The sequence below is a fragment of the Alkanindiges illinoisensis genome, from assembly GCF_004377485.1.
Taxonomy (GTDB): domain Bacteria; phylum Pseudomonadota; class Gammaproteobacteria; order Pseudomonadales; family Moraxellaceae; genus Alkanindiges; species Alkanindiges illinoisensis_A.
In genome coordinates, this window is the sequence record NZ_SNTY01000007.1 from 57,736 (window position 1) to 84,478 (window position 26,743).

The following is a 26,743-nucleotide window of genomic DNA, read 5'->3' on the forward strand; positions in this document are numbered from 1 at the left end:
AGATTGGTTTGTATCATCTCTGGTGGATGAAAATGTATTTAGCCAGATTGTTTTTCTACCAAGAACACCTGCCGGAACAGAATGCATAACGCATAAAAAATACCAATGGCCAGCGTGGCATAGCCAATATTTCCCCATAAGGGAAACAGTAAAATTAGTAAAACCGTCAGAGGATGCCAGAGTTTGCGCCAGCCGTGATCTGTTTGCAGGTCATGAATTAACCACACTACCAAACTATAAATACTTAACGGAATAGCAATTGCATACTCAGCCTGCTGGTTGCTGATTTTTGCATGGCCAGTAATCACCTCGACGCCGACGGCAAGACCCGCCCCAATTGCTGCAATACTCAAGAAAATAAAAAAATGGCCATAGCCCCAGTAAAATGCTTTTTTTGAGCTAGTCAGTACCTCAGGAGCCTCACGGTCAAAATAGCTCCACCAGATGCTAAACATCATGATCATGCCACCAATCATCAGGCAAATTAGCGGCCTATCTACATTAATTTTGGGGTCAGCAATGGCCGTGTGAATGGCCGTAAACGAAGCCATGATGGTTTCACCCAATACAATAATGGTTAACAGGCCATAACGCTCGGCAATATGCTCGGCGTGCCAGGTGGTGGCATTGGCTTTTTCAGCCCAGATCGGCACGCACAGCTCCATTAATGCCAGTGCCACAAACTCAAGCTGGGTAAACGTGACCAGTTTGAACTGATAAAAAATCCAGCCAATTTGCACCAGCACAATACCCTTGGCATAGCGAAATGCTGTTTTACGATGCTTGGGATCGGAAAAACCAGCACGCAGCCACTGGATTACGAGTCCAAAACGCATGATCAGGTAGCCCAGTACACAAACTGAAAAATCATGCTTAGTGAATACCTGATTCACCCCGGCAGCCAGCACCAGTGAACCAATCATTTGCATAAAGGTAATCATTCGGTAGGCAATGTCATCATTGTCATAGGCCGAGGCAAACCAGGTAAAATTCATCCAAGCCCACCAGATGGTAAAAAACACCATAAAATATAAGGGCAGGACTTCTGAAAAATGATGCTCACTTAAGCCATGGTGCAACTGGCTACTGGCAATTGAAACCGCAACCACAAACACCAGATCAAACAGCAGCTCCAGTGGTGTCGCCCCGCGATCCTGCTCAGAAGGCTGCCGGGGACGCATTGCTTTTAGCCAGGCATGTGATGTTTTCTCAATTTCAACTTCATAGTCCTGCTGGCTATGGCTATTATTCGACATAAATAATCTTCAATTCTTTAATTTATGCCTTTGAAGATAAACTGGACACTATTTCAGATGTCGTTGAATTCTTGTAGTAATATGAAAAGTTGCTGTATAAAAAAGCTTATGCCGAAACATAAGCTTTTAATAAATTTAGCACTCAGGTTATTTAAATCAAAACCCTAACCTGCCTTAAGCACATTATTTAAGGTTTCACACACGCTGGTTGAGTTCACCTCACCTTTAAGCCCTTGCAGGATATTTTTAGCTTCGCTGCGTAAGGGTTCCTTTAAGGTATACCAGCGGCTCAGGAACTGTAAAATCCGCGAACCCAGCACTGGATTTTGCTGATCCAGCCGTTTGGCAATTTCGGTATAAAACTGCATGCCTTCAGTGGTCCAGACCAATACAGGATTACCTGAAAAATTACCTGTCACTGAACGAATACGGTTTGGTGTACCCCAGTCAAACTCAGGATGCTCCATCAGCTCGCGTGCTACTTGCACACTCCCTTGCGGGTTACCAGCCTGCACCGCAAACCATTGATCCAGTGCCAGGTCTTCATGTTTAAAACGCTTGTAAAAATCATCCAGCTTATCCTGTGCGTTGTTTGCCTTATTCCATACCAGATGGCGTAATGCGCCCAGACGCTCGGTCATGCACACCGCATTGTCATACTGCTCGCTTGCCCAGTCCAGCGCACCTTCAACACCAGCACGAATGGCAAAACCCAGTACCATATTGCGATAGGCACGCTTGCCCATTTCCACACTATTATCTTTAAATTCCACAATCGGCAGTGACTGATAAGCGTCCGCCCAGTAGTCTTTTAATCTGTCTGCCAGTGCATTTAGAACAGCATCACGTTTTTGATGCACGACAGCCGGGTCATACTCCTGATCAATGCGGCTAGCCAGATAATTCTCTGAAGGAATATCCAGTAAACGGGTGGCCAGTAGCGCATCGTCTTTGGCCACTTGCGGCAGCGCTTTGGCAATGGCGTTCAGGTAAACAGCGGGGTTATGATCCTGCAATAAAACCCGCTCCAGCAGCATCTGCGCTGCTTGCCACTGGTTAAATCCATTGGTTTCATGCTCCAGCAGGAATGCCAGATCTTCATCACTATAATCAAAATCCAGCAATACGGGCGCAGAAAAATTACGCAACAGTGACACTACGGGTTCTGCATTCACCTGCTCAAACACAACGGTCTGTTCTGCCTGATCCAGCACAAAGATGCCATCTTTAATGTTGTTTTCAGCCACTTCACTTTGTTTAAGCACGGTACTGTTTAAGGTTAGCTGCTCGCCAGTTTCCTTATCAAACAGTGCAACGCCAACAGGAATTGGCAATGGCTGCGGTTCCGGATAATTATGACGTTTTGCTGTACTCTGACTCAGGGTTAAAGTATAGGTTTTAGCATCGGCATCGTAACTGCCCCTGCCTTTGACACAAGGGGTGCCCGGCTGGCTATACCACGGCAGGAAATTGCGCAGATCCACACCCGAGCCATCACTTAAGCTGTCTACCAAATCCTCAACAGTAACCGCTTGTCCATCGTGGCGACGGAAATATTCATCAGTGCCCTGACGGAACTTTTCTGGCCCCAGCAGATTGGCCATCATGCGGGCAATTTCCGCACCCTTGTCATACACCGTAGCCGTATAAAAATTATTAATTTCCACAAAATGATCAGGACGCGGCGGATGTGACAGTGGCCCGGCGTCTTCTGCAAACTGTACCGATTTCAGACTGGACACATCATCAATGCGCTGTACGGCTGGAGATTGCAGGGTGGTCGAAAAACTCTGGTCACGAAATACGGTAAAGCCTTCTTTTAAGCACAACTGGAACCAGTCCCGACAAGTAATCCGGTTGCCAGTCCAGTTATGAAAATATTCATGGGCAATGGTAGATTTCACATAAAACATGGCTGGGTCGGTAGTCACTTCTGGATCAGCCAGCACACACACAGTATTGAAAATATTCAGTCCCTTGTTTTCCATCGCGCCCATGTTGAACTGGCTTACCGCCACAATCATGTAATTATCCAGATCATAGGGACGGCCATACACGTCTTCATCCCATTTCATGGAATCCTTAAGCGCCTGCATGGCCACATGACACTTAGGTAAATCCTGTGCCAGCGCATAAATTTCCAGCGAAACATGACGCCCTTCCATTGTGGTAAAGCTGTCTTTTAAAACCGCCAGATCACCAATTACTGCTGCAAACAGATAGCTTGGTTTTTTGGTCGGATCATGCCAGACGGCAAAATGACGGTTGTCGCTTAACTCACCTTTTTCCACCAGATTGCCATTGGCCAGCAAGGTTGGGTATTTTTTATCAGCTTCAATACGGGTGGTAAACACCGTTAGGATGTCCGGACGATCAGGGAAAAAGGTAATCTTGCGGAAGCCTTCCGGTTCGTTCTGGGTCACAAACAGATTGCCTGCCTGATATAGTCCTTCCAGTTGCGTATTGCTTTCTGGATGAATCTTAACGCTAATTGCAAATTCTGCCTGATCTGGCGCATTTTTAATAATGAGCTGTTCAGGATCAATCTCATAATCCTGAGGCGTTAAGGCATTGCCATTGAGACTAATGTTCAATAGTTCCAGATCACGACCACACAAGATCAAGTCACCGCTAGTTAAACGCTGCATCACCAGTTTACTATGCACCAGTGTATGATCATCAAAAACCTGAATGGATAAATCAATGCTCAGCACCTCGAAACTTGGCGGAGTGTAATCCTTCAGGTAAATGGTTTGATGGCTGTTTTCATTTAGCTCTGGATTAACTGCAATATTCATTTAAAAATCCTTATTTGGCATTTTACCAATGGAAAATATGGGAAAAATATAGCGCCACTGGTCTTGTTTGTAGAGGGTATAAACCGATACTTGAGGTTAAGTTTTGTGAATACAATCAAGGTCGCTGTTCTTTAGCCCAAATTATGAACATACGCCTTCAGGTTACCTGTTTCTAATAACATCTACGTGTTTTAAGTTACCCAAAACCGCCCCTAGTCATCAGTAGAATTTGCTTATCTTTGCACCACGCTCCCTGCACTATTGATAAATTACATAAGCATACGCGGTTTTGCAAAACCCCTCTGGTGCCCATGCTTAAATGGCTTATCGTTATACAGTAACTACTCATTGTTGATTCAATTTAAGGCTGGGCTTCAGTCATGACAACTTCTAGCGACTCTTTTTCTGCTGTGCATCCTACCGCAGCATCAGGCTTTGAAACAGGCGCACCAGTTTATCGACAGGGTCGTCCTGATTATCCCGTACAAACTCAGGCATGGCTGGCAGATACGCTTGGCATTGATGCCAGCAGCACTGTTATTGATCTGGGATCGGGTACAGGTAAATTTTTACCCCAGCTTTTGTCCTTAACGACTCAGATTCATGCCGTAGAACCTTCACCTGGCATGCTGGAACAATTGCGCCAGCAGTTTCCACAGGTCAATGCCCATCAGGCTTCTGCAGCCAGTCTTCCATTTGAGGACCACAGTATTGATGCGGTGATTTGTGCCCAATCCTTTCACTGGTTTGCCAACCAGCAATCACTGGATGAAATTGCACGCGTGCTTAAGCCCAACGGCAAGCTTGGACTCATCTGGAACAGTCGCGATGATTCAGTGGACTGGGTTGCGCGTATGGTGCAACTGATTAATACCTATGAAAATGACACGCCGCGCCATCAATCCGGTGAGTGGAAAAAAGTGCTGGAAGATTCTATTTTTCGCATGAAAGACCAGACCATTTTTCATCATGAGCATCAGGGCAGTATTCAGGATGTGATCATTAACCGGGCACTTTCTACCAGTTTTATTGCCCAACTGGATGAAAACCAGCAGCATCATTTTCTGGATGAACTAAAAATCCTGCTTTTTCCGGATATTAAACTGGACGACAAAGAAGCAATCATTCGCGTGCCCTATCGCACTCATGCCTACGCCTTTGAAAAAATGCCTCAGGATTAATACCCAAAAATATTTTCAGGATGAAAAAATCTAAATAAAGCGATCCAGCACATAGGTTTTAAACCAGCCGGGTACTTGAGCTGATTTTATTTCCAGTTCCTTGCCCTCGGTAATTTCAGCAATAAAGCTATGCTGTTCCACCAAGCCAGTTTTATCCAGCACCGCAAGCCTGTCAAAAACCGCTGAGTTGTCAAATATATAGGCACGATTGCTGTAGTTGATAGCATCTATCAGGTGATGCAGGGTTTTATAATAACGGGAACGGATTTTATCTTCCGGCACTGGATGCCCACCAGTTTGGACGCGGTAATTAACACGCGAAATATTAATTTCTGGGTCAGCCGTCGCCACAAAATACAGATAGGTACGATAACCTAGCGCTTGTGCCCGTGCCAGAAAACGCACCTTGTCTTTGGACGACATCACGGTTTCAAAGGTAAAAGACGCCTGATGCTTAAGGCATTGAAGGCGCAAGAATTCCACCAGCACCGAGGCAAAATAAGAATTAAACTGAATCTGGCTAAAATCAAGCGCGGTGTGATGACTAATTTTAATCAGGGGAATTACTGCGGTTAGTCCGGCACTGGCCAGAAAATCAGACTGCGTAAAATGGGCAATCAACTCACGGGCCTGTATGTCAAACGGATAATCCGCCAGTTCAAAAATAGGGTTTTGCCTGATTTGTTTTTCGATGTCGTCAGCATTTAAGTAAATGCCTAAAAGTTTTGGGTGCAGGACTTCCTTGATGACGGTACTTTTTCCTCAACCATTTGGCCCGGCAAACATACGCAATCGCGGAATCATGGCGTTCATGTACTTATTCAGACACGGCTAAATTTTTGCCCAATCGTAAAATGCAGCGGTTGTTCAATTTCTTTCACCAGTGATTCATGGCCGTAGGCATCAATTTCTACCAGTTGACCCTGGCGGGCAATCATTACGCGGCTACCACGCGCCAATGCAGCCTGCTGGGCTTTTTTTAGTGCTTCGCGGGCATGCTGCGGAATTTCTTCTTCAAAATGACGCAGCTCTTTTTCAGTGATCTGACTCATTCAGGTACTCTCCACTTGTACAGTGATGTAGCGTGCAATCAAACATCAACTGGCTTATTTAACACAGTCAACAAGTCCAGCCGCCTTTACTATAGCACAAAAATACAGCACGAATTTCTGGCGGTGTTTAGGCAGCTAATCAACACTTTTAACCCGATGAATATCAGCCAACTGGAATATTGGTTACCGGATAGCGTAACTGGCTTTTGGTTGGAACGGCAATAAAATATGCCAGTGTCAGTGGCCCGAGTCGGCCGGTATACATCATACAGGTGAGTAAAAACTTGCTGACATCACCGAGTTCGGGCGTAATCCCGCGCGACAAACCTACAGTGCACACTGCTGACACCACCTCAAAGGCAATATCAATAAAACTTTTTTTGTGCTCCAGAGCAGCCAGTAAAAAGATGCCCATAAAAATAATCATCATGGTAATGACGGTCAGCGCCAGGGCCTTCATGACAGTTTGCTGGCTAATGCTACGCTTTAAAATACGTACTTCTTCCTGCCGACGCAAAAAGGTATAGGTTGAAAACAGCAGCACCACAAAAGTTCCCAGCTTGATGCCACCTGCTGTGCTTAGCGAACCACCCCCAATAAACATCAGCAATAGCATGAGCACTGTGGTGGCATCATTAAGCTCATGAATGGGCAATGTATTAAAACCGGACGAACGCGGTACCGTGGCCTGAAACCATGCGGTGAGCATCTGGTCGCTGGTGCTGAGCTGTGCCAGTGTGGCGGGGTTACGGGCTTCGAGTAGCCATACCAGCAAAAATGCCACCACATTGATGATCAGTGTAGCAATCAGCACAATTCTGGTATTGGGTGACAACAAGTTCCACTTTCTGTGCTGGCGCACATCCATGAGTACCACAAAGCCAATCCCACCAATAATAAACAGGCCGCTAATGATAAAATTAATGGCTGTATGATGGGCAAAACTCATTAGGCTATCGGGAAACAGGGCAAAACCGGCATTATTAAAAGCTGAAATACAGTGAAAAAATGCCAGATATGCCGATTGTCCCCAGCCAAACTGGCCTTGCCATGCCAGCGTCAGCAATACAAAACCAATTAGCTCAAAAAAAAGGCTGTAAATAACCACTGCCCGCGCCACTTGCCCTACTCTGGCCAGACTGGTTTGCCCTAGGGCTTCCTGTGCCAGCAACTGATGCCCCAACCCCATCTTTGAGCGAAGGCCTAATGCAGCCACTACAGCAAAGGTCATAAAGCCAAGGCCACCCAGCTGGATCAGGATTGCAACAATGAGCTGGCCCGCCAGATTAAAACTACTGCCAATATCAATGGCGCTGAGACCAGTAATAGTCACTGCCGAGCTGGCAGTAAACCATGCATCCATCCATGAAATGGAATGATGGCTCACAAAAGGCAACTTAAGCAGTAGAGTACCAATAATAATCAGACTCAAGAAGCCAACCGCTAAAACCATGGGAGGGCTTAAATCAATGGTAAAGCGGTTAAATACTTTCAAACCTGTGCCATGCCTCTTATGAATGTCGCCTGTTTTAGATTATGTGCAAATTTATGGTTGCGCATGGTTTTTCCAGCTCGCCAGCCATGGTTCCTGAGCCTAGCCTGTCAAAGCACACCAACCCGCTTTTAACCTCTTCCCTAAGCCTGCTGATCTAGCTCGACAAGCTCAGGGACGATCATTGAGCGTATCGACATAGCCTAAGGCAAGATCATCAAAAGAAGTCTAATTAGTCATTTTCAAATTTGCGGGCCAGCCGGTTAAGCTCATTAATATGCCCTTCCAGTACCATAATATCGTTCTGCATCAGCATGAGTCCTGCATCCACATCCTTGATAATCTTGCCCTGCCGCTTGATCATCAACAGTCGCACGGGTGCATACGCTGCCATTAACTGGGCTGCATTCACCTGATGCAACTGGCTTTTTATCTCAACCGATACGATAAAATGCTGGTCTCCCAGCGACATGTACTGGTCTACCATTGGATAATTCAGTGCCTGTGCCACCCGGATACCCATTTGCTCCTCAGGGTGAATAATGCGGGTTACTTGCAAATGGGACAAAATCATATGGTGCGCATCGGTTTTAGCCTTCACTAGAATCTGTTTGACCCCAAGATTTTTTAAATGCACCACACACAAAATACTGGCTTCAATATCTTCACCAATGGCCACCACCACGGCATCACAGTTCTGGATATTCAACTCTTTGAGCACCTGCTCATCAGTTGCATCTGCAATCGCAGCAAAAGTAATCACAGATGCCATGCGGTTAACATGCTTGGCCTCCCTGTCAATCCCAATTACTTCATGCTTCAGGCGCATCAGCTCGCGCGCGGTTGATCCACCAAAACTACCCAGTCCAATAATTGCAAATTGCGCCATGTGCCTGTTTTAATCCTTGTTTTAAGAGCTATTGTAATGAATCAAGCTAAAAACGAACCACCAGTTCATAGCCACTAAACTTGCGAATATTTAACACGCCAGTATCCAGCAGCAGATATTGTCCCTTAATGCCATTTAATCGCCCTTTAATCAGTGGCGTTTTATCAAAATTATGTGTACTCACTTTAACAGGATATTTTTCTACCGGATAAATAAACTCACGCACCACCTCATCCTGCAATAATGCGACCTGTTCAGGATAAGCATGCTGGAGTTTTTGCAAATCCATTTCATAACGGTTAAAAATATCATCACGAATTTGCAGCAGGTTTAATGGTTCAGCCTCACCTTTTAACAGCTTGCGCCAGTCGGTTTTATCCGACATATGCTGCGCCAGCAAGACTTCCACCACCCCAGATAAAAAACGGCTCTGGGTTTGAAAAATAGGAATGGCCTGCGTTGCGCCCTGATCGAGCCAGCGAGTTGGCATCTGGTTATGCCGGGTAATGCCTACTTTTAGTCCACTGGAATTGGCCAAATACACGATATGCGCGTTAAAACAGACTTTTTCTGCCCAGTCTGGCTCACGGCAAGTGCCTAAATGATGATGACAGGTTTCTGGCTTCATCATGCACATATCACAGGAGGCTTTAGTGCTAAAGCATTTATAGCAATGACCCTGTGCAAATGATTTGCTAGTTTTGGCACCACAGGACACGCAGTTAATTTTACCCGTCCACTGTAACTCTACCGAATTACCCACCAGTTGCGTAAAGGGCGATTCAAATGGGTTTAAAACCAGATTATACTCAACCGCTGCTGCCATCGCGCCAGTGCTGGTCGGTAATGCCTGACCCAGCTTGGCCCGCATTTTATGGCAAATACCCTGATATTCCATCGATACACACTTCTGTTGATTTTAGTTAAGGATAAGCCGTGACTGACTGGCCAATCGATATTTTGCCGTTAATTGATCGTCTGGCACAGGAAAAACCTATTGCCCAGGGATTACTGGTGGGTGATTTACTGTTAGGTAACTGTCTACCGGACAGTCAGCAGACCACATCACACTGGCCCGGCACATGGCAATCCATTGCATTACATGAACTGACAACGCTGGCATTTACCCAGCGCTATGATCTCGCGGTCATTGCCCTTTATCACAGTTATTATGAAGGCAATTTAGCTGCAAACAACCCTGTGCCGCCCATAAATCAGCCAGATAGTATCATCGGCAGTAAAAACCAGCAGTTACTGGTGCAAGGTATTACCCGCTTGCGTGACCTGCTGGCGCGTCGTGTACTGGTGCTGGCTAGCCCTGAGTTTGGTGCAACGTTGCATGCGCTGGGCTTTAGCCAGATTGAGCAACTCTCACAAAATCTGGTGATCTGGCAGTTTAATATTTTGTCCTATAAGCAGGTGCCAGACTGGCTGAACTCCAAATACTGGGCCAACCCGGAAAACTGGAATAAATACCGCTGGTAAAAACTTTATAGAAATTCTGCAAAAAACTAATTGAATGTTGCGCTGGTAAATTTTGCACTTGTGTTGCAATTGCAATTCCCGAGCAAATTGTGCCTATGCTAAACTTGCCAGCATGTTTACAGTTTTTATTTTTCCAATTAAATCAGCTTAAACCCAAAAACGCATTTGCGCTTTTAAGTATTGCTTGTCGAAATTTCAGGAGCTCAACCATGGCTGGACATTCCAAATGGGCCAACATTAAACACCGCAAGGCACGTGTCGATGCCTCACGCGGCAAACTGTTTACCAAGTACATTCGTGAACTGGTGAGCGCTGCCAAGCAAGGCGATCCTGATCCAGCCAAAAACCCGCGTCTGCGTGCGGTGGTAGAAAAAGCCCTGTCAGTGAATATGACCCGTGACACCATTAACCGTGCCATTCAGCGTGGCAACGGTAATGAAGAATCGGATAACCTCAAAGAAATCACCTATGAAGGTTATGGCGTTGGCGGTGTGGCCGTGCTGGTTGAAACCATGACCGACAATATCAACCGCACTGTACCGGACGTGCGTCACTGCTTTACCAAAACTGGCGGCAATCTGGGCACATCCGGCTCAGTGGCTTACCTGTTTACCAAGCGTGGTGAAATCCGTTTTGATGATATAGCGCTGGAAGACAAAATTATGGAAGTGGCGCTGGAAGCTGGCGCTGAAGACATTGATGTAAGTGACGATGGAATTCTGGTCATTACCACACCAGAAAGCTTTGGTGATGTACAGGATGCCTTAACGAACGCAGGGTTAAAGTCTGACAATGCCGAAGTGACCATGCATCCATCCACACAAGCTGATATTAATGACCCTGACATGGCCAAGCAGATTATCAAGATGATTGATATGCTGGAAGAACTGGATGACGTGCAAAACGTCTATACAAACGCCAATATTTCTGATGAAGCGATGGCTGCACTGGATGCATAGCATCAAACATTAGTCATAACAAAAGCGTAGCTTCACTGGTTTAAGTAGGCCGCGCTTTTTTATCGTTATCGTTTGAAGTAAATCAATTTGTATCTTCATCGACTGGATCAGCCATTGCCCACATTTCAACTTCTGTACTGTTTTCAATCAGGTTTATGGCTGCTTCAAAATCACAATGCGGTTGAATATTCACTACAAAAAATGTTCTGCCATTGCCCTCATAACCACAATTGACTGCTTTAAGTCGATCCAATAGCTGCCTTGCCTCATCCGAATCCTGAATCGAATTTTTCAAGAAAATGCGAACAGTTCGGTGGCCTGATTTTTCAATGACTCGGGTAAAATAAGGCCGTGGATCGTCTTCATATTCTGTTGAAGGCTTGGCCTCAAAAATATCATCATAGGATAGGCCATAAAAAAAGAATGGAAAATTTTTAAGTTGATACTGATCATTTCCCAGATCCAGCGCCCATGGAGATTCTGTATCTACCTCATCACTATCTTCATATTCCTGTACCAGCACTACCTTAATCAGTTTATCCTGTACTACAGCCTTGTTCATCTGATTTAATCCATTTTTATCATAGTTAGCTAATTTATAGCTTATCAGCTTAATTTTATTTAAAACAATGCATTAATTAATAATTGTCTACACTACGTTGAAAAATCAGGTTGTAGCATGATGACAGCAGCACCTAATGTAATAATTAGCGCGCCTGTAATATCCCATGTTGTTAGATTGACGCGGTCTACCAGAAATAACCAGCCAAATGCCACTACAATATAAACCCCGCCATAAGCCGCATACACTCGACCCGCCGCAGCTGGATGCAAGCTTAATAACCAGACAAAAGCCATTAAGCTCAGTATTGCCGGAATGAGTAAATAAACAGACTTGTTTTGCTTAATCACCAGATAAGGCAAATAGCAGCCTATAATTTCTGCCAGCGCAGTCAGGATATATAAACCAAAAGTTTTTAAAATCAGCATGCAGTTTTGCTACCCATAAAAATTAACATATAAAAAAGCCAGCATAGTGCTGGCTTTTTTACCGGACAGGATTAGGCAGGTTCAGCAGTCTGGTCTTCCACTTCCAGTATCAAGCCAGTTTCACCATCTTTTTTATCACCCACTGACACATGGACAAAACCACCATTTTCAGCCAGTGAACCAAACAGGATCATTTCAGCCAGTGGTTTTTTCAGCTCATCCTGAATCAGGCGCTGCATTGGACGCGCTCCCATGTACTGGTCGTAACCGCGCTCGCCCAGCCATTTTCTGGCATCATCATCCACCTCAAGCACCACTTTCTTGTCATCAAGCTGCGCCTGAAGTTCAATCAGGAACTTGTCAACCACAGAGTCGATAATGCTTGCTGGCAATGGTTTAAACTGAATAATACCATCCAGACGGTTACGGAATTCTGGCGAGAATGCCCGCTTCATGGCTTCCTTGTTGTCATTACTATGATCCTGCAGGGTAAAGCCAATGCTGGCACGGGCAATACTTTCTGCACCAATATTGGTGGTCATTACCAGAATCACATGACGAAAGTCACTCTTACGGCCGTTGTTATCAGTCAACGTGCCATGATCCATCACCTGCAACAGGATATTAAACACATCGGGATGGGCTTTTTCAATTTCATCCAGTAGCAATACACAATACGGTTGCTTGTTAATTGCATCGGTAAGCAAACCACCCTGATCAAAACCCACATATCCCGGCGGTGCACCAATCAGGCGTGATACGGTATGCCGTTCCATATATTCAGACATGTCAAAGCGAACCAGTTCAATACCCAGTAAGCGCGCCAGCTGACGGGTGACTTCGGTTTTGCCCACACCCGTTGGGCCAGCAAACATGAAGCAGCCAACTGGTTTTTCTGGCGCTTTTAAACCAGCACGCGACAGCTTGATAGCGGACGCCAGTGTACTGATGGCTTCGTCCTGTCCAAATACCACCCGTTTCAAGTCACGCTCTAGATGCTCAAGCGTGCTCTTGTCATCCTTGGATACAGTCTTGGGCGGAATACGGGCAATGCGCGCCACAATATCTTCAATTTCCGGTACGGCAATCACCTTGTCGCTATCAACCAATAGACGCTGACGGGCACCTGCTTCATCAATCACATCAATGGCTTTATCCGGCAAGAAACGCTCATGAATATGCTTGGCTGAAAGTTCAGCTGCTGAAGTCAGGGCTGCATCAGTGTAAGTTACGCCATGAAACTCTTCAAAGCGGCTACGCAAGCCATGCAGGATTTCAATAGTGTCCTGCACGCTCGGTTCATTCACATCAATTTTCTGGAAACGACGTGACAGCGCATGGTCTTTTTCAAACACAGAGCGATATTCGGTGTAGGTGGTTGAACCAATGCAACGCAGACTACCGTTGGCCAATGCAGGTTTGATGAGATTGGATGCATCCATGGTACTGCCCATGCTGGAACCCGCACCAATAATCATGTGAATTTCATCAATGAACAAAATGGCATTGGGCTTTTTCTTTAACGCCACCAGCAGTTGTTTGATGCGTTTTTCAAAATCCCCCCGGTACTTGGTGCCTGCAACCAGTGCACCAATATCAAGGCTGAAAATTTCTGCATCATGCAAAGGTTCAGGTGCTTTCTGGTTAACGATCAACCAGGCCAGCCCTTCTGCAATAGATGTTTTACCTACACCGGGATCACCTACCAGCAGCGGATTATTCTTGCGGCGCCGGCACAGAATCTGGGCAGTGCGCTCAATTTCCTTTTCACGGCCAATTAAGGGATCGGTGCGGCCTTTTTGCGCTTCCTTGTTCAGGTTAACCGCATAAAGCTCAAGGGGCCCCTGAGCGCGCTTAATGCCGCCCTCTTCACCATCTTCCTTGCCTTCATCATCAGACAATTCTTCTTCATTGATGTTCATTTCTTCATCTTTGCGCGTACCATGCGACAGGTACTGCGTAAGATCAAGACGGTTGATTTGCTGTTTTTTAAGTAAATAAACGGCAAAGCTGTCGCGTTCGGAATACATGGCGACCAGCACATCAGCACCTTCAACCGGGCGGTCACCACCACCGGAAGACTGCACGTGGAAAATAGCGCGTTGCAAAATACGATCAAAGCTTTCGGTGGGATGTGGGGCCTGATCATTATTTTCGCCAAGTTTTGGCGTGTGTTGCTCAACGTAATCTTCTAGCTCGCGTCTTAGGCTGGCAATGTCTGCACCACAGGCTTTCAGGGCGCTGACTGCTGAATCATTCTCCAGCAGCGATAGTAGCAGATGCTCTACCGTTAAAAACTCATGGCGTTTCTGGCGCGCCATGCTGACGGCCAGGCGTAACGATACTTCTAGATGACGACTGAGCATGTTGACCTCTATTCTGGTTGCGGCTCGATCTGGCAAAGTAAAGGATGGCCTTGCGAGCGCGCATAGTTGTTCACCTGCTGTGCCTTGGTCTCGGCAATATCACGGGGATAAATGCCTGCAACCCCTTTACCTCTATAATGCACAGTTAGCATTACCTCGGTAGCGCGGTCAAGATCAAGAGCAAAATAAAGTTGTAATATTTCTATTACAAACTCCATGGGGGTGTAGTCATCATTAAACAAGACCACAGCGTAAAAAGGAGGCTTTTTTAGCTGGGGTGGTGCAGTCATGACATCAAGGTTATCCTGCGCACCATCCAGATGCTGATCGTCATTTTCATCTACGGCTTTTACAATCAAATGCTGATGAACATTGACATTGGACTTCTGCTCACAGCTTGCCAAATGCCAGTCAACCAGTCCCTGCTGTAAAAATGCCTGCTTGCTATCACGCAGATTTTTGGCACGCAACTTGTCTTTGGCACTACGCAAAACGTCTCGCTGAGTTTTGCTGCGTGATGAGCGTCTGAACAGTTTTTGCGCATCCAGCATTCATTGAACCTCATATATACAGGTAAAGTTAAAATAACAGTGCCAAGTGCTGCCTAGTCGGTATTGGCTTCAGCTTGTGGAATTTCAGATAAAATGGCAGGCATATCCTTGACAGGCGCGCCGCGTTCCCAGGCATAGCGCTTGATGACCGGGCTGCCATTACCCTGCAACCTTACCTCAACAAACTCAGGGCTAAAACCAGAAGGCATGGTCCAGCGCCCAGTCAAGCGCTGAAAACTGTCAAATCCATAAGAATTATCAGCCATTGGCACCACCAGAATGTTGTTATCTCCACCGATCAGGCGAATCTGGGCTGTACCACTGGCTCTGCGTTTATTGGGCTGCAACTGCATTAAATCAAGCCGGTATTCATAAGCCCGGTCAGGTAAAGGCTTAATATCAATATTTTGTACCGTCAACGCCACGCCACCACGTAGGCGCAGGATTTCACGATAAATATCCCGTTGCTGTTCAGCCTGCTCACGCAAATCAGTTTCCTTGCGGTAGCTTTCCGTAATTTCCTTTAAATTGGTTAATCCAACATCACGTTCCTGAACGGTGGTGTTCAAGGTCTTGTTTAAGATGTTGATTTCCTGCTTTTGTTCCTGAACCACTTCGTTGAGCTGCTCGGCGTCCGCTGCAAAGCCAACCGCAGTAAGCCCTTGCTGGTGACCAACCGCGTAGCCAAGTAACAAGCTGCCGCCACCTACAATGACGCCACCCAGTACAATGGGTAAATTTGAATGGATAAACCGTTTAAAACCCGAAGGCGATTTGTGTTCCGCTGTTATAGGTTGCTCTACATCACTCATCTTGGGTTACTCAATAGTCCAGCAAAAACAGGGTTAAACAAAAATACAGCAGGCATTGAAGCGTGTTATGCACAACTGATCAATGCCTGTTTGTAAAAAAGATATTCCGGCAAACCAGAAAATCAATAACTATTCAAACACATAATGGCTTAGGATTTTTCTAAACCCATGTTAGGAAAGCCTTCTAATCAAGGCAATAAAGGCACAACTTCAAGCCCGGTAGTTTCGGCTAAGCCAAACATCAGGTTCATATTTTGTACAGCCTGACCAGATGCACCTTTTACAAGATTATCCTGCACAACCAGAATAACCAAGGTGTCACCGTTATTGGGGCGATACAGGGCAATACGCAATTGGTTGGCTCCTCGCACAGAGCGGGTTTCAGGCAAACTGCCAGCAGGCATCACGTCAACAAAAGACTCTGTGGCATAAGCTGATTCAAATAACGCTTGTAGATCAGCCTGCTTACCCTGCTCGGTGAGCTTTAGATACATGGTGGTAAACATGCCACGAATCATGGGCACCAGATGCGGCACAAAAATCATCTGGTCAAACCAGCCTTTCTGCTGACTGATAGCATCCAGCCCTTGCACAATTTCAGGATGATGACGATGGCCTTTGACCCCATAAGCCTTAAAATTATCTGATGATTCTGAAAACAATAAACTGGTTTCTGCTTTACGGCCTGCCCCTGAAACCCCGGATTTTGCATCCACAATCAGGGTATCAAACTGAACCAGTTGCTCCTGCGCTTTTAATAAAGGCAACAGCCCTAATTGCACCGTGGTGGGATAGCAACCAGGATTGCCAATAATTCGCGCCGTTTTTATCGCTTCACGATTGATTTCCGGCAAGCCATAAACCGACTCTTCCAGTAAATCAGGACAAGCATGTGGCATGCCATACCATTTTTCAAATTCTGTTGTATTTTTCAGGCGAAAATCTGCTGCCAGATCAATCACTTTTACGCCAGCATCCACCAAATCACGTGCCTGCTTCATGGCAACGCCATGCGGTGTGGCAAAAAAGACGACATCACACTGGTTTAGGACATCCTGATCCACATTGGAAAACTCAAGATCAGTCAGCCCACGCAGGCTGGGGAACATGGCATCCACACGCATACCAGCCTCAGTGCGGGAAGTGAGTGCCTTGATTTGTACATTCGGGTGGCGCAGTAAAATCCGAACGAGTTCAACACCTGTATAGCCTGTTCCACCTACAATACCAACCGAGATCATTCAATCACTCCACATGCAAATCTGATCGGCATATAGTATGACAGGAAGATTGTCCTGACAAAACCACCGATTGTTGTAGACGCAGGGCTTTTTTTGTTCTTAAATAGCGGCTAGGACAAAAGACACAATAACTTAGGAGCGCGTGGATGCCCTCGTTATCAAATCATACTTCTTTGGCAAAGCAGCATTTAGCAAAGTACCGTTTAACCAAGCTCACTCAGGCCATTATTTTGGGCCTTAGTTCCGCTTTATTATTTAGTGGCTGTGGTGGCGATTCGCCAACTACCCGAACCAGCAATGATGACACCACAACGCCTGAAACCACCTATAAGCTAACGGTAACTTCTCCAGTTAAGTTACATAATGCAGTTGTCACCATTATCGACTCTACCACTGGCAAGCAAATTGACCAAAAAACCATTAATGACGGTAGCGAAGTCAGTTTTGACATTAAAGAAGCTTTTGCCAAAGGTGGGCGCGTACTGGTTGCAGAGATTGCCGGTAAAGACAATAGTAGTACTTATTTTGATCCTGCTGTAGGTGACATGGCAAAACTGGACATGCCGCTACACAGCACATTTATCATGCTTCCTGTAGCCAGCAGCACTATTGTTGGTCCATTCACTGAAATTGCCTATCAGCGCCTTCTGGTTCGCGCCAACAACCTGAATGCCAGCAAGACTGATCTGGGGAAAATCAAAGCAGACGATCTGGTGCAGGCACTGGCATTCTCCAACCAGGAAGTTTCCAGCACTTTTCGCGTTAATCCAGTTGCACTAGTACCTGCAATTAGTAGCTTGGCCGATTTAAGCAAATTTATTATTGATACCAAAGATGTCATTAATCCGCCCAATACCATTTCCCAATATCTCAATATTTTTTTTGCCGCAGGCCACATTAAATTACAGCAAACAGAAAATCCTAACGATCCGACGCCTATGCTCACGTTTGCCAAACGGGCGGGTGCAGATATGCGCGATGGTAGTCTGGACGGCATGACATTGGCGGGTGACGGGGTAAATGGAACAGTTTTTCTGGAAAACCCAATTATTACCCAGCAAATTGTCAATACTGACCCTACCTTTAATAACCGCACCAATATTGCTGAACTAAAAGACGCTTTGGCCATTACCCAAAAAGCAGCACGTGAAAGCTATGCAGCACGCTTGGGCGGCGCTGAAGATGCTGCTCATAAAGACAAACTAGGTGGTGCCATGGCTGTACTGTTTGACTCTTTGTCCAATCCGGATGCGGCCGGACGTGATTACTTTGCCAAAGTAGATTTTGTAACAGGCCTACATCCTACTATTAATGAGGCTTTTTCCGTCCCCTCACCCCGTAGCTTTGGGGCAGGCAATTACAAGCATGCATTTGGTCTGGGCAGTATAAAACTTACCAAAGAGCCGCAGAAAATCAGAAATTCCAATTGTGAATTCGTTAGCTACAGTGATCCAGATGCTGAGGTCAAGGATCATGTTGCCAGAACGCAAAATATTGACTGTGAAATTGGTGCCAATGCAGATGGTGCTTTGGGTAACTACAATGTCATTGAAAACCTGATTGGTTTCTATACCACAGCCAATGATCAATGCAAACTGGACATTTATTTTAATGGTGATATTAAACTCACCAATGGCCAAAAAACCTTTAGCAGTAGTATCAACCGGGATCAGTCCGATTCCGTCATCCGACTGCAGCCTGATACACAGGATTATGTGCTTAACGTTGCCTCTGCCGAGCGTAACAAACCTGAAATCATGCAGCTTCGGATTACCAATCAAAATATCATTTCAGCAACAACTGGTATTTTAGATAGCCAAAATCCGTTTCCCAAGGAATTAAATCGCCCAGATATGGTTTGCACAGAATTTAAGCCTGTATTTAATAAGCCTTAAACATGCCACCATGCCGGTAGCTTAAAATGTTTAAGCTGTTGGCGGTGCTGCAAATAATTAGAATCCACTTTCAACATTTCCTGCCAGAATCTTGCTGAGTGATTAAGCTGTCTGGTATGACATAATTCATGTAGCAGGACATAATTCACCAGTTCTACTGGTAACAGTAATAAAGCTGCATTTAAGCTGATGGTTTTTTGGCTGGAACAACTACCCCAGCGGGTTTTGGCATGCCTGACCTGACAACCTTGATAAATAAAACTATGCTGTATTGCCAGTTGATCAAGTTGCTTTGGTAAAAAAGTACTGGCCTGCTGGCGAATCCAGGTTTTGATTGACCTTCCAGCATGATGCACATCTACACTCAACAGATTGTCTTGTATAATTAATTTCTGGCTATGCGTCGCCAACTCAGGTGAATGTGTGCCTGACGTTTTTATTAATTGAAGCTGATAACTTTTCTGTAATAAGGGTAGATTAAGTATCTCACCATGGACAGGTGCTAAATTGGCTGCTGTTCCTGCATAGTTAGTATTCCATGTTGTAGTTAGCCAGTTTTCTGATTCTTTTAAAAAAGCCTGAATTTTTTTCTCAGGTGTGTTTGGCGGTACAGTCAAATACACCTGATGATGTTCAATACGCAGCTTTAGGCGGCGGGCATTATTGTTTACCCGCCGCTGAATATCAGGAATAGCCTGCACCTGGAATGACAAATATTTTTACTCAGGCTTAACGGTACGAACGCCCTGATCACTGGCAATCAAAGCCAGACTTGCGCCTCGTTGCGCAAAAATACCATTAGTCACGACGCCGGGAATATTGTTGATTAAGGTTTCCATTTCAATAGAATTTAGGATATTCAGGTTAAACACGTCCAGGATTACATTACCGTTATCAGTGACAACGCCTTGCCGGTATACAGGATCGCCGCCCAGTGCCACAATCTTGCGTGCCACGCTGGAACGCGCCATTGGAATCACTTCCACTGGAACCGGAAAGGCGCGGCCAAGCTGAGTCACCCATTTGGATTCATCCACAATACAAATAAATTCTTTGGCTACAGAAGCCACAATTTTTTCACGGGTTAGCGCAGCACCACCACCTTTAATCATGTGTAAATGGCGGTTAATTTCATCGGCCCCATCTACATAGGCATCCAGGCTAGCCACATGGTTCAACTCAATCACTTCAATACCGACCGCCTTAAGACGTTCTTCTGTCGCTTTGGAGCTGGCTACCGCGCCTTCAAGCTGAAGGGTAGGCAACATATCAATCAGGAAATTTACAGTACTGCCTGTGCCAACGCCTAGAATGCCGCCTTTAGGCAAATGTGCTACAGCAGCTTCTGCGACAGCACGTTTTTTTTGATCCTGAGCTGACAGTATTGCCATAATTCACTCTCTTTGGTTTAAAAAATCAATTTGTTGCCGCTAAACCTTGAAACACAGGCACTGCTGCAATACTCTGTTGGGTCTACATTATACAGGTGAAATCAGCATGCTCTCACGTTGGGTCAGACAAATTTTACAAGCCACTGTGTACGACGTGGCTATTGAAAGTCCACTTGACCTGGCTCCACGAATTTCTGAGCGCCTGAATAACAACATTCGCCTGAAACGCGAAGACCTGCAACCAGTTTTTTCCTTTAAGTTACGTGGTGCTTATAACCGCATTAGCCAGATGCCAAGCGATCAGTTAAAGCGTGGTGTAATTTGTGCTTCTGCGGGTAATCATGCGCAGGGGGTGGCTTATTCGGGCCAGAAAATGGGCATTGATACCATTATTGTGATGCCCAGCACTACGCCTGATATTAAGGTCAATGCCGTCAAGCGCTTAGGTGGTAATGTAGTCTTGCATGGTGACAGCTTTGATGTGGCCAACCAGTATGCCATGCAACGTGCCCAGCAAGAAGGTCTGGCGTATGTACCGCCTTATGATGATGAACTGGTGATTGCCGGACAAGGCACTATTGCCACCGAAATCCTAAAGCAGTGGCGACAGGTTGAGTATGTGTTTGTGGCTGTGGGTGGTGGTGGTTTGATTGCCGGAGTTGCAGCTTATCTGGGTGAAGTGGCGCCGCATGTTAAAGTGGTGGCTGTGGAATCTGATGAGTCAGCCTGCCTGAAACTGGCACTGCAATGTAACGAGCGCGCCAAGCTGCCGCAAGTGGGTCTGTTTGCTGATGGCACAGCCGTCGCTCAAATTGGTGCACTGCCCTTTGACGTTTTACGCCTACAAAAATCAGATGGTTCAGGCGCGATTATTGAGCCAGAAGTGGTGACGTGTTCCACCGATGAAATCTGCGCAGCCATTAAGGATGTATTTGAGGAAAACCGCACGATTGTAGAGCCATCCGGTGCACTGGCCTTAGCGGGTATCAAGAAATATATCGCTGAGCACGGTATTGAAAATAAAAATATGGTGGCCATTGTTTGTGGTGCCAATATGAACTTTGACCGCTTGCGCTATATTGCCGAACGCACTGAAATTGGTGAAAAACGTGAAGCCATTTTTGCGGTGACTATTCCAGAAGAAAAAGGGGCTTATCTGGATTTTTGCCGTGCGCTAAAAGGTCGAGCCATTACCGAATTTAACTATCGTTATCAGGCTGCATCAGGGCAGGAAAATGGCACAGCGCATATTTTTGTAGGTATTGGCCTTAAAAATGGTGCGGTTGAGCATCAGGCTATTTTAAAAGATTTACAGGGTTATCAGGTGACTGACTTAACCGACGATGAAGTGGCCAAGCTACATATCCGTTACCTGATTGGTGGCCATGCAGGTCTGGATGACGAACATTTGTTTCGGGTGGAATTTCCAGAGCGACCCGGTGCACTGCTAACTTTCCTTGAGCGACTTGGCCAGCAGTTTAATATTTCCCTATTCCATTATCGAAATCATGGCGCTGCAGAAGGCCGTGTGCTAATGGGCTTGCAACTGGGCAACCATCAGCCGCATGAATTAACGGCTATGCTGGATGCCATTGGGTATCCTTATGAGGAAATTACAACCAATACAGGTTATCAGCTGTTTTTAAAGTAATTAATTCAAGATTATTTGATTTAGAAAAGCGCATGTTTTTTAGCATTCATGCGCTTTTTTATTGGCTTAAACCTTAGTACCAATTAAGCAGTGACACACCAAAGCCAACATAAGTTGCTTTGTGATTATAATCAATCAGGCTTTCACCATAGCCATCAAAGACCTGCACATAACCGCGCAGGCTTCCATTAATGGGAAATGCCCAGTCAAGCTGCACAGCACCGTGATTATCATTACCACCTTTTAAGCTATGGCGTAGCATGAGCGAAAATTCCTGTTCCTTATAGCGATAAAATGCTTGTAAATCACCACGGCCCATATAATCCTCAATATCCGGATTATCATCTTTGTGCGAATCACTGTCAGGAATGCGATACCAGGGTCTTAGCATTAAGGCAAAATTGTCACGCTCAAAGCCAACATTAACAATTGCCCTGTTCCAGCTGCGGGAAAATGGCAGTGCCCGACCATTGGACTGGTGGTTTAAACTAACCCCCAGCAGGCGTCCATTCAATCCAAGCAAATTATAATTGGTACCAAAAATCAGGCTGGCTTCTGGTTCATAATTGGTTTCGCGAAATGGCCGTGAATCGGCTGCATTATATAACTGCCAGCGCGATGACTGCGTGTAACCCAACCATAAGTCACCATAATCACCAAACACCCCTTCCATGGCTTTGGTCTTCAGGCTGAGCTGAAATTTCCCTTCAACCCGGCTAATATCTTCAGCTTCCTTTAACTGATTTTCAGGATTTGGGCTGGATGGTAAGTCATTAATATTACCCGTGATAAAGACCGGTAAAACATAACTGGGCTTATAGCTTTTCAGGTGGAAAGTACCCAATTTGGCAGCATGGCTCAGCTCCCAGCGGCGATCCAGCAAGGAAATGGTAGGATCATAAGGTGCTGCTGCCCTAAACCATTCGCGGGGATTAATTCCCTGTAAAAACGTCAGTGGTTTTGGCGCATCGCTGGCGATTGGCGTTGCAGCAGCTGCCTGATTTTCACTTTGAATTTTTTCAACCACGGCCTGTTGTGCTATAGGCGTTGCCGGACGCTTAAAAAATGCATCATAACAATCCAAACGCTCGGCATTACTTTCTAAAGTAATGCAGCTTTCAGGCGTGGTCGGCTGATAGGCTGGCGTTACTTGTGCAATAGAAGCGGGCGCAGTGGGCAAACTCAGCACAGGTTCGGCATGAGCCATGCCGCTGAATGAAATCGCCAGTACGCTGTAAATCTTATTTTTGCTCAATTTAGAAACTTGAATGGATTTAAACATGAAAAACAGGCCATTATCGGATGGCCATAGCATAAACAGGCATTTGCAAAAAAGCACTAACCCTGAGATGAAAAAGCAAAGTCCTTTGTTCTAATCCATTCTGAATATGACAAAATTTTTATTGCAGTGCTAAAACAAATAAACCTTGCGAATTTTTACTTTCACAAGGTTCATTTAAGCTATTCAACCAGAAGGATTTGCTAGAAAGAATTCTCTAGACTTGTTCTACATTAAAGTTTAATTCTTGCAGTTCACCAGACTTGGCATAGGGTGCCACCACGGCACGAACCGGGGTTTTGGCCTGAATATACTGTCTGGCTACCCGTTTAAGGTCATCCAGTGTCACCTCCAGCAACTTGCTACGCATTTGCTGTCTAAACTCCGGCGTACGGCCATGCAGCATAGCATGACAGGCTGTAATTGCTTCGCCAGCCGGTGATCCCGGTTTATCCATACTGGCAATCAGGCCCATGATGGCTTCTTCCAGTTGATGCGGCTCCTGTTTTTCATTCAGCAGCCAGTCAATGCTGCCTGCAAAATCCTTAAAGGTTTCACTCAAACGCGGATCACGGTAACTATGGAACCGGAAAGCACAAGCATTGCCATCATAGCTTGCGCCACCACCATATGCACCGCCCTGCTCACGCAATGCCCGGTGCAGGAAGCCATTTTTCAGGTACGGGCCAAGCACCATCAAGGGACAGGCATCGGGATGATTGACCGGTACAGCCGGATACGCTGCGGCACAAAACTGGACATTGGCCTGAATTAGCCAGGCAAGATCGTTGTTTTCAACCGGATGATCCGCAACCTCCAGAGCTTTTGCTTCGTTAGACAATTCAATATTGCTTTGCTGCCAGACTTGCGCCAGTTGCTCACTTAAGTCAGCCATTTTTTCCTGTTCCGCAACCAGCAGGAATTGCTTGGGCAGGCTAAGTACCCGCTCATGCAACTGTTGCAAATCAGCAATCAGCTGATTTAACGCAACATCGTCCTGCTCAATGTTTTGCACCAGATTTTTAAGCCACACTAATGCAGGCAGGCCAGCATTGTAGTAATCCCGGCGGGCCAGCGCACTCATGTGCCGCGATGCGGTTTGCAACGCATAACTATGGCCAGCGCCAGACAGCCGCGACTGCCAGCGAGCCTTACGCTGTTGCAGTAGCTCTAAAATACGGTCTTTTTCATCAAAGCGTAGTTGCTCAAAGGCTGTTCTTAAGAGACCCAGCGCTTCAGTTTTCTCATTTAGCGCCTTGGTGGCCAATACCAGATAACTACTGGTTTTGTTACTATCCTGAATATCCGAACGGAAACTGGCGCCCAGATGCAGGCCACCACTCACCAGCGCCTGAGCCTGCTGAATATCCAGATAACTCATCTCACTGGCACCAAGCTCACCCACCAGCGAGGTATAAATTCCCAGCAATGGGGATTGCAGCACGTCATCAGGAATCTGGATGAGCACCTGTTGGTAATACAAGCCATTGGTTCCTGCTGCATACTGATAAAACGGTGCAGCCTGACCTGCCACATTTAGGCTGGTGGTTTGTCCTTTTACAATATGAAGCTCTGCCGGAATATCAGCCAGTCCGACTTTGGGTAACAAGGACAAGTCATCTTCCTGTGCCTGCCGAACTTCCAGCAATTTGGCCTGTTCAATTAATTGCTGGCGCTTGTCATCATCCAGTTGCTGGGCAACGGCATCCAGTCTCGCCTGCTCGGCTGCTTGGTCACGGGCACTTTTTTCCGGGTCAGGTTTTAAGGTCAGACGCACACGATGTGGATTATCAATCAGGTATTGCCGGATCAGTTGTGGCAGCCACGCTGGATCTTTTAGCTGTTCACGCAGTTCAGCCAGGTGCGGCTCAATTTGCCATACATCCAGCGGATCACCTCCATGAATAGCGCTACCCAAACCATTTAATAGCAGCGTCAGGCCATAAGGCATGCCGTCACCACTGATTTCACGCTGGTGCAGCTCAATCTGATGCAGCACCGCTTCAATCTGGTTGCTGTCAATTGGATTATTAACCATATCCTGAAGCACCTTGAAGATGCCAGCTTCCAGTTCCTCAGCCTTATCGGCCTCACTGCCCTGCAAGCCACAGAAAAAGGTCATTTCAAAATTACTGTCATCCAGTCCCATAATTGGCGATGTGGATTCACCCAGCCCACAGGTTTCCAGATATTGGCGCAGGGGTGATGCTGAATGCTCCATCAGCACGCCTTCTATCAGGCGCAAGGCCAAGCGGGTTTTAATATCTGTGCTGGGCGGTAGCAGCCATGCAAACTGAATGTAGGTTTTTTTGGCCAGTTCCTCACTATCGACTGCATAAACATCTTCAACCTTAACCGGCGCTGCCAGACGTCGTTCAGGCACCGATTTAAGCGTTTCACCTTGCCCAAAGTTTTTCAGTGCCTGCTCTTCAAAATGGGTTTGCAGTTCAACCGGGGCTAAATTGCCAAAGCTCATAAAAACCGCATTGGACGGATGATAATGCGACTTATAGAACTCAATGAGATCGTGATGCGACAAGTCAGGAATATCGGCTGGATTACCGCCAGAGTTGTAGTGATAGGTGGTTTCTGGATATAAATAATGCGCCAGCGTGTGATAAAGCTGGTCGGATGGCGAACTCATCGCGCCTTTCATTTCGTTAAAGACAATGCCTTTATATACTGGTTTATCATCTTCCAGCTCAATGCGGATACCTTCCTGCGCAAAGTCCAGCTCATTTAAATTGGCGAAAAATGCCGCATCCAGATATACCGACAACAGGTTATAAAAATCGGTCTTGTTCTGGGTAGCAAAGGGATAAGCCGTCCAGTCGGCTGCCGTAAAGGCATTCATAAAGGTATTGAGTGAACGGCGGATCATGGAAAAGAACGGATCACGCACCGGATATTTTTGCGAACCGCACAGCGCAGTGTGCTCCAGAATATGCGCTACCCCACGTGAATCCATGGGCTGGGTTCTAAATGCCACCAGAAATACGTTTTCATCATTATCGGCTGCCAGATGGTAGTGCAGCGCGCCGGTTGCCCGGTGACGGTACTGTAAAAATTCGGCCGACAGCGCAGGAATATAATGCTGGTTAATTAACTCAAACGCAGGATGAACCCGATTTTTATCAGTGATTGAAAACGCGGCTGTCATGCAAACTCCAATTTTTAACCTATCCGGCTTAATGGCAAAACCACTCCATGCAAGGCCAGATAATGGTAGAACGAATATTTTGTCAAGAATATCAGCTAATCCGCAATGATGCTGCATCCTGTACCGAATTGCCCAACCTGATTTATGAAATATCAGCAAAATTGCCATGAATAAAATCATTCATGCTAAAACAGGCCAGACATTAGTTTAAGTTAAGCTGAGGTGCAGAAATTTCAAGGCAAAAATATATTTATCCATCTAATTGCATGATAATCTTTGCCTCTTTAAACCACCT

22 protein-coding genes are annotated in these 26,743 nt (G+C 46.0%); 5 read left to right on the forward strand and 17 right to left on the reverse strand.

What is annotated here, in order from left to right; all coding sequences use genetic code 11:
* Nucleotides 1-38: 38 nt before the first annotated feature.
* Together E2B99_RS01585 and pepN are read right to left on the reverse strand one after the other, a co-directional pair.
* Complete coding sequence (locus tag E2B99_RS01585) at nt 39-1,256, reverse strand: low temperature requirement protein A (protein ID WP_134243248.1); 1,218 nt, start codon at nt 1,254-1,256, stop codon at nt 39-41.
* Between the two features lie 164 nt (nt 1,257-1,420).
* Nucleotides 1,421-4,054 carry an aminopeptidase N gene (gene pepN, locus E2B99_RS01590; RefSeq protein ID WP_134243249.1) on the reverse strand — a complete coding sequence of 878 codons (2,634 nt, stop codon included), beginning with the start codon at nt 4,052-4,054 and terminating at the stop codon, nt 1,421-1,423.
* A 380-nt stretch (nt 4,055-4,434) separates the two neighbouring features.
* Here pepN and E2B99_RS01595 point away from each other — a divergent pair, with 380 nt between their 5' ends.
* Nucleotides 4,435-5,235, forward strand: a complete 801-nt coding sequence (locus E2B99_RS01595; protein WP_134243250.1) for a class I SAM-dependent methyltransferase — start codon at nt 4,435-4,437, stop codon at nt 5,233-5,235.
* Between the two features lie 30 nt (nt 5,236-5,265).
* Here E2B99_RS01595 and E2B99_RS01600 read toward each other — a convergent pair whose 3' ends face one another.
* From E2B99_RS01600 to E2B99_RS01620, 5 genes are all read right to left on the reverse strand, one after another.
* Nucleotides 5,266-5,856 (reverse strand): zeta toxin family protein, encoded by a 591-nt coding sequence (locus tag E2B99_RS01600; protein ID WP_240687685.1) that lies wholly within the window; start codon nt 5,854-5,856, stop codon nt 5,266-5,268.
* Nucleotides 5,857-6,056: 200 nt separating this feature from the next.
* A complete protein-coding gene (locus E2B99_RS01605) occupies nt 6,057-6,287 on the reverse strand; it encodes a hypothetical protein (protein ID WP_134243251.1) in 231 nt (76 codons plus the stop codon).
* A gap of 163 nt (nt 6,288-6,450) precedes the next feature.
* Entirely contained in the window at nt 6,451-7,740 is a 1,290-nt protein-coding gene (locus tag E2B99_RS01610; protein WP_134243280.1) for a TrkH family potassium uptake protein, read from the reverse strand.
* Between the two features lie 271 nt (nt 7,741-8,011).
* Nucleotides 8,012-8,668, reverse strand: a complete 657-nt coding sequence (locus E2B99_RS01615) for a potassium channel family protein (RefSeq protein WP_134243252.1) — start codon at nt 8,666-8,668, stop codon at nt 8,012-8,014.
* 46 nt (nt 8,669-8,714) lie between these two features.
* Complete coding sequence (locus E2B99_RS01620) at nt 8,715-9,566, reverse strand: DUF2797 domain-containing protein (RefSeq protein WP_026470448.1); 852 nt, start codon at nt 9,564-9,566, stop codon at nt 8,715-8,717.
* Nucleotides 9,567-9,604: 38 nt separating this feature from the next.
* On the opposite strand from E2B99_RS01620, the gene E2B99_RS01625 reads away from it, so the two are divergent.
* Together E2B99_RS01625 and E2B99_RS01630 are read left to right on the forward strand one after the other, a co-directional pair.
* Nucleotides 9,605-10,153, forward strand: coding sequence for a DUF6231 family protein (locus tag E2B99_RS01625; protein WP_240687687.1), 549 nt, complete (start codon nt 9,605-9,607; stop codon nt 10,151-10,153).
* A gap of 209 nt (nt 10,154-10,362) precedes the next feature.
* Nucleotides 10,363-11,112: a YebC/PmpR family DNA-binding transcriptional regulator gene (locus tag E2B99_RS01630; protein ID WP_134243253.1), complete on the forward strand. Its 750-nt coding sequence runs from the start codon at nt 10,363-10,365 to the stop codon at nt 11,110-11,112.
* 82 nt (nt 11,113-11,194) lie between these two features.
* Here E2B99_RS01630 and E2B99_RS01635 read toward each other — a convergent pair whose 3' ends face one another.
* From E2B99_RS01635 to argC, 6 genes are all read right to left on the reverse strand, one after another.
* Nucleotides 11,195-11,674 (reverse strand): DUF4265 domain-containing protein, encoded by a 480-nt coding sequence (locus E2B99_RS01635; protein ID WP_134243254.1) that lies wholly within the window; start codon nt 11,672-11,674, stop codon nt 11,195-11,197.
* Between the two features lie 92 nt (nt 11,675-11,766).
* Nucleotides 11,767-12,102: a YnfA family protein gene (locus tag E2B99_RS01640; RefSeq protein ID WP_134243255.1), complete on the reverse strand. Its 336-nt coding sequence runs from the start codon at nt 12,100-12,102 to the stop codon at nt 11,767-11,769.
* 71 nt (nt 12,103-12,173) lie between these two features.
* Entirely contained in the window at nt 12,174-14,468 is a 2,295-nt protein-coding gene (clpA, locus tag E2B99_RS01645; RefSeq protein WP_134243256.1) for an ATP-dependent Clp protease ATP-binding subunit ClpA, read from the reverse strand.
* An 8-nt stretch (nt 14,469-14,476) separates the two neighbouring features.
* Nucleotides 14,477-15,019 (reverse strand): ATP-dependent Clp protease adapter ClpS, encoded by a 543-nt coding sequence (gene clpS / locus E2B99_RS01650; RefSeq protein ID WP_134243257.1) that lies wholly within the window; start codon nt 15,017-15,019, stop codon nt 14,477-14,479.
* Nucleotides 15,020-15,072: 53 nt separating this feature from the next.
* Nucleotides 15,073-15,831 carry a DUF6776 family protein gene (locus E2B99_RS01655; protein ID WP_134243258.1) on the reverse strand — a complete coding sequence of 253 codons (759 nt, stop codon included), beginning with the start codon at nt 15,829-15,831 and terminating at the stop codon, nt 15,073-15,075.
* Nucleotides 15,832-16,019: 188 nt separating this feature from the next.
* A complete protein-coding gene (gene argC, locus E2B99_RS01660; RefSeq protein ID WP_134243259.1) occupies nt 16,020-17,072 on the reverse strand; it encodes an N-acetyl-gamma-glutamyl-phosphate reductase in 1,053 nt (350 codons plus the stop codon).
* A 146-nt stretch (nt 17,073-17,218) separates the two neighbouring features.
* Here argC and E2B99_RS01665 point away from each other — a divergent pair, with 146 nt between their 5' ends.
* On the forward strand, nt 17,219-18,967 hold the full coding sequence (locus E2B99_RS01665) for a hypothetical protein (RefSeq protein ID WP_134243260.1): 1,749 nt from the start codon (nt 17,219-17,221) through the stop codon (nt 18,965-18,967).
* Here the strand turns inward: E2B99_RS01665 and E2B99_RS01670 are convergent.
* Nucleotides 18,964-19,680 carry a SprT family zinc-dependent metalloprotease gene (locus E2B99_RS01670; RefSeq protein ID WP_134243261.1) on the reverse strand — a complete coding sequence of 239 codons (717 nt, stop codon included), beginning with the start codon at nt 19,678-19,680 and terminating at the stop codon, nt 18,964-18,966. The two genes, E2B99_RS01665 and E2B99_RS01670, sit on opposite strands and share 4 nt — an antisense overlap.
* Nucleotides 19,681-19,686: 6 nt before the next feature.
* Complete coding sequence (gene rpiA / locus E2B99_RS01675) at nt 19,687-20,358, reverse strand: ribose-5-phosphate isomerase RpiA (protein ID WP_134243262.1); 672 nt, start codon at nt 20,356-20,358, stop codon at nt 19,687-19,689.
* Nucleotides 20,359-20,464: 106 nt separating this feature from the next.
* Here rpiA and ilvA point away from each other — a divergent pair, with 106 nt between their 5' ends.
* Nucleotides 20,465-22,009, forward strand: a complete 1,545-nt coding sequence (gene ilvA, locus E2B99_RS01680; protein ID WP_134243263.1) for a threonine ammonia-lyase, biosynthetic — start codon at nt 20,465-20,467, stop codon at nt 22,007-22,009.
* A 73-nt stretch (nt 22,010-22,082) separates the two neighbouring features.
* Here the strand turns inward: ilvA and E2B99_RS01685 are convergent, their stop codons facing one another.
* Together E2B99_RS01685 and E2B99_RS01690 are read right to left on the reverse strand one after the other, a co-directional pair.
* Entirely contained in the window at nt 22,083-23,291 is a 1,209-nt protein-coding gene (locus E2B99_RS01685) for a phospholipase A (protein WP_134243264.1), read from the reverse strand.
* A 214-nt stretch (nt 23,292-23,505) separates the two neighbouring features.
* Nucleotides 23,506-26,448: an insulinase family protein gene (locus E2B99_RS01690; RefSeq protein WP_134243265.1), complete on the reverse strand. Its 2,943-nt coding sequence runs from the start codon at nt 26,446-26,448 to the stop codon at nt 23,506-23,508.
* Nucleotides 26,449-26,743: the final 295 nt, after the last annotated feature.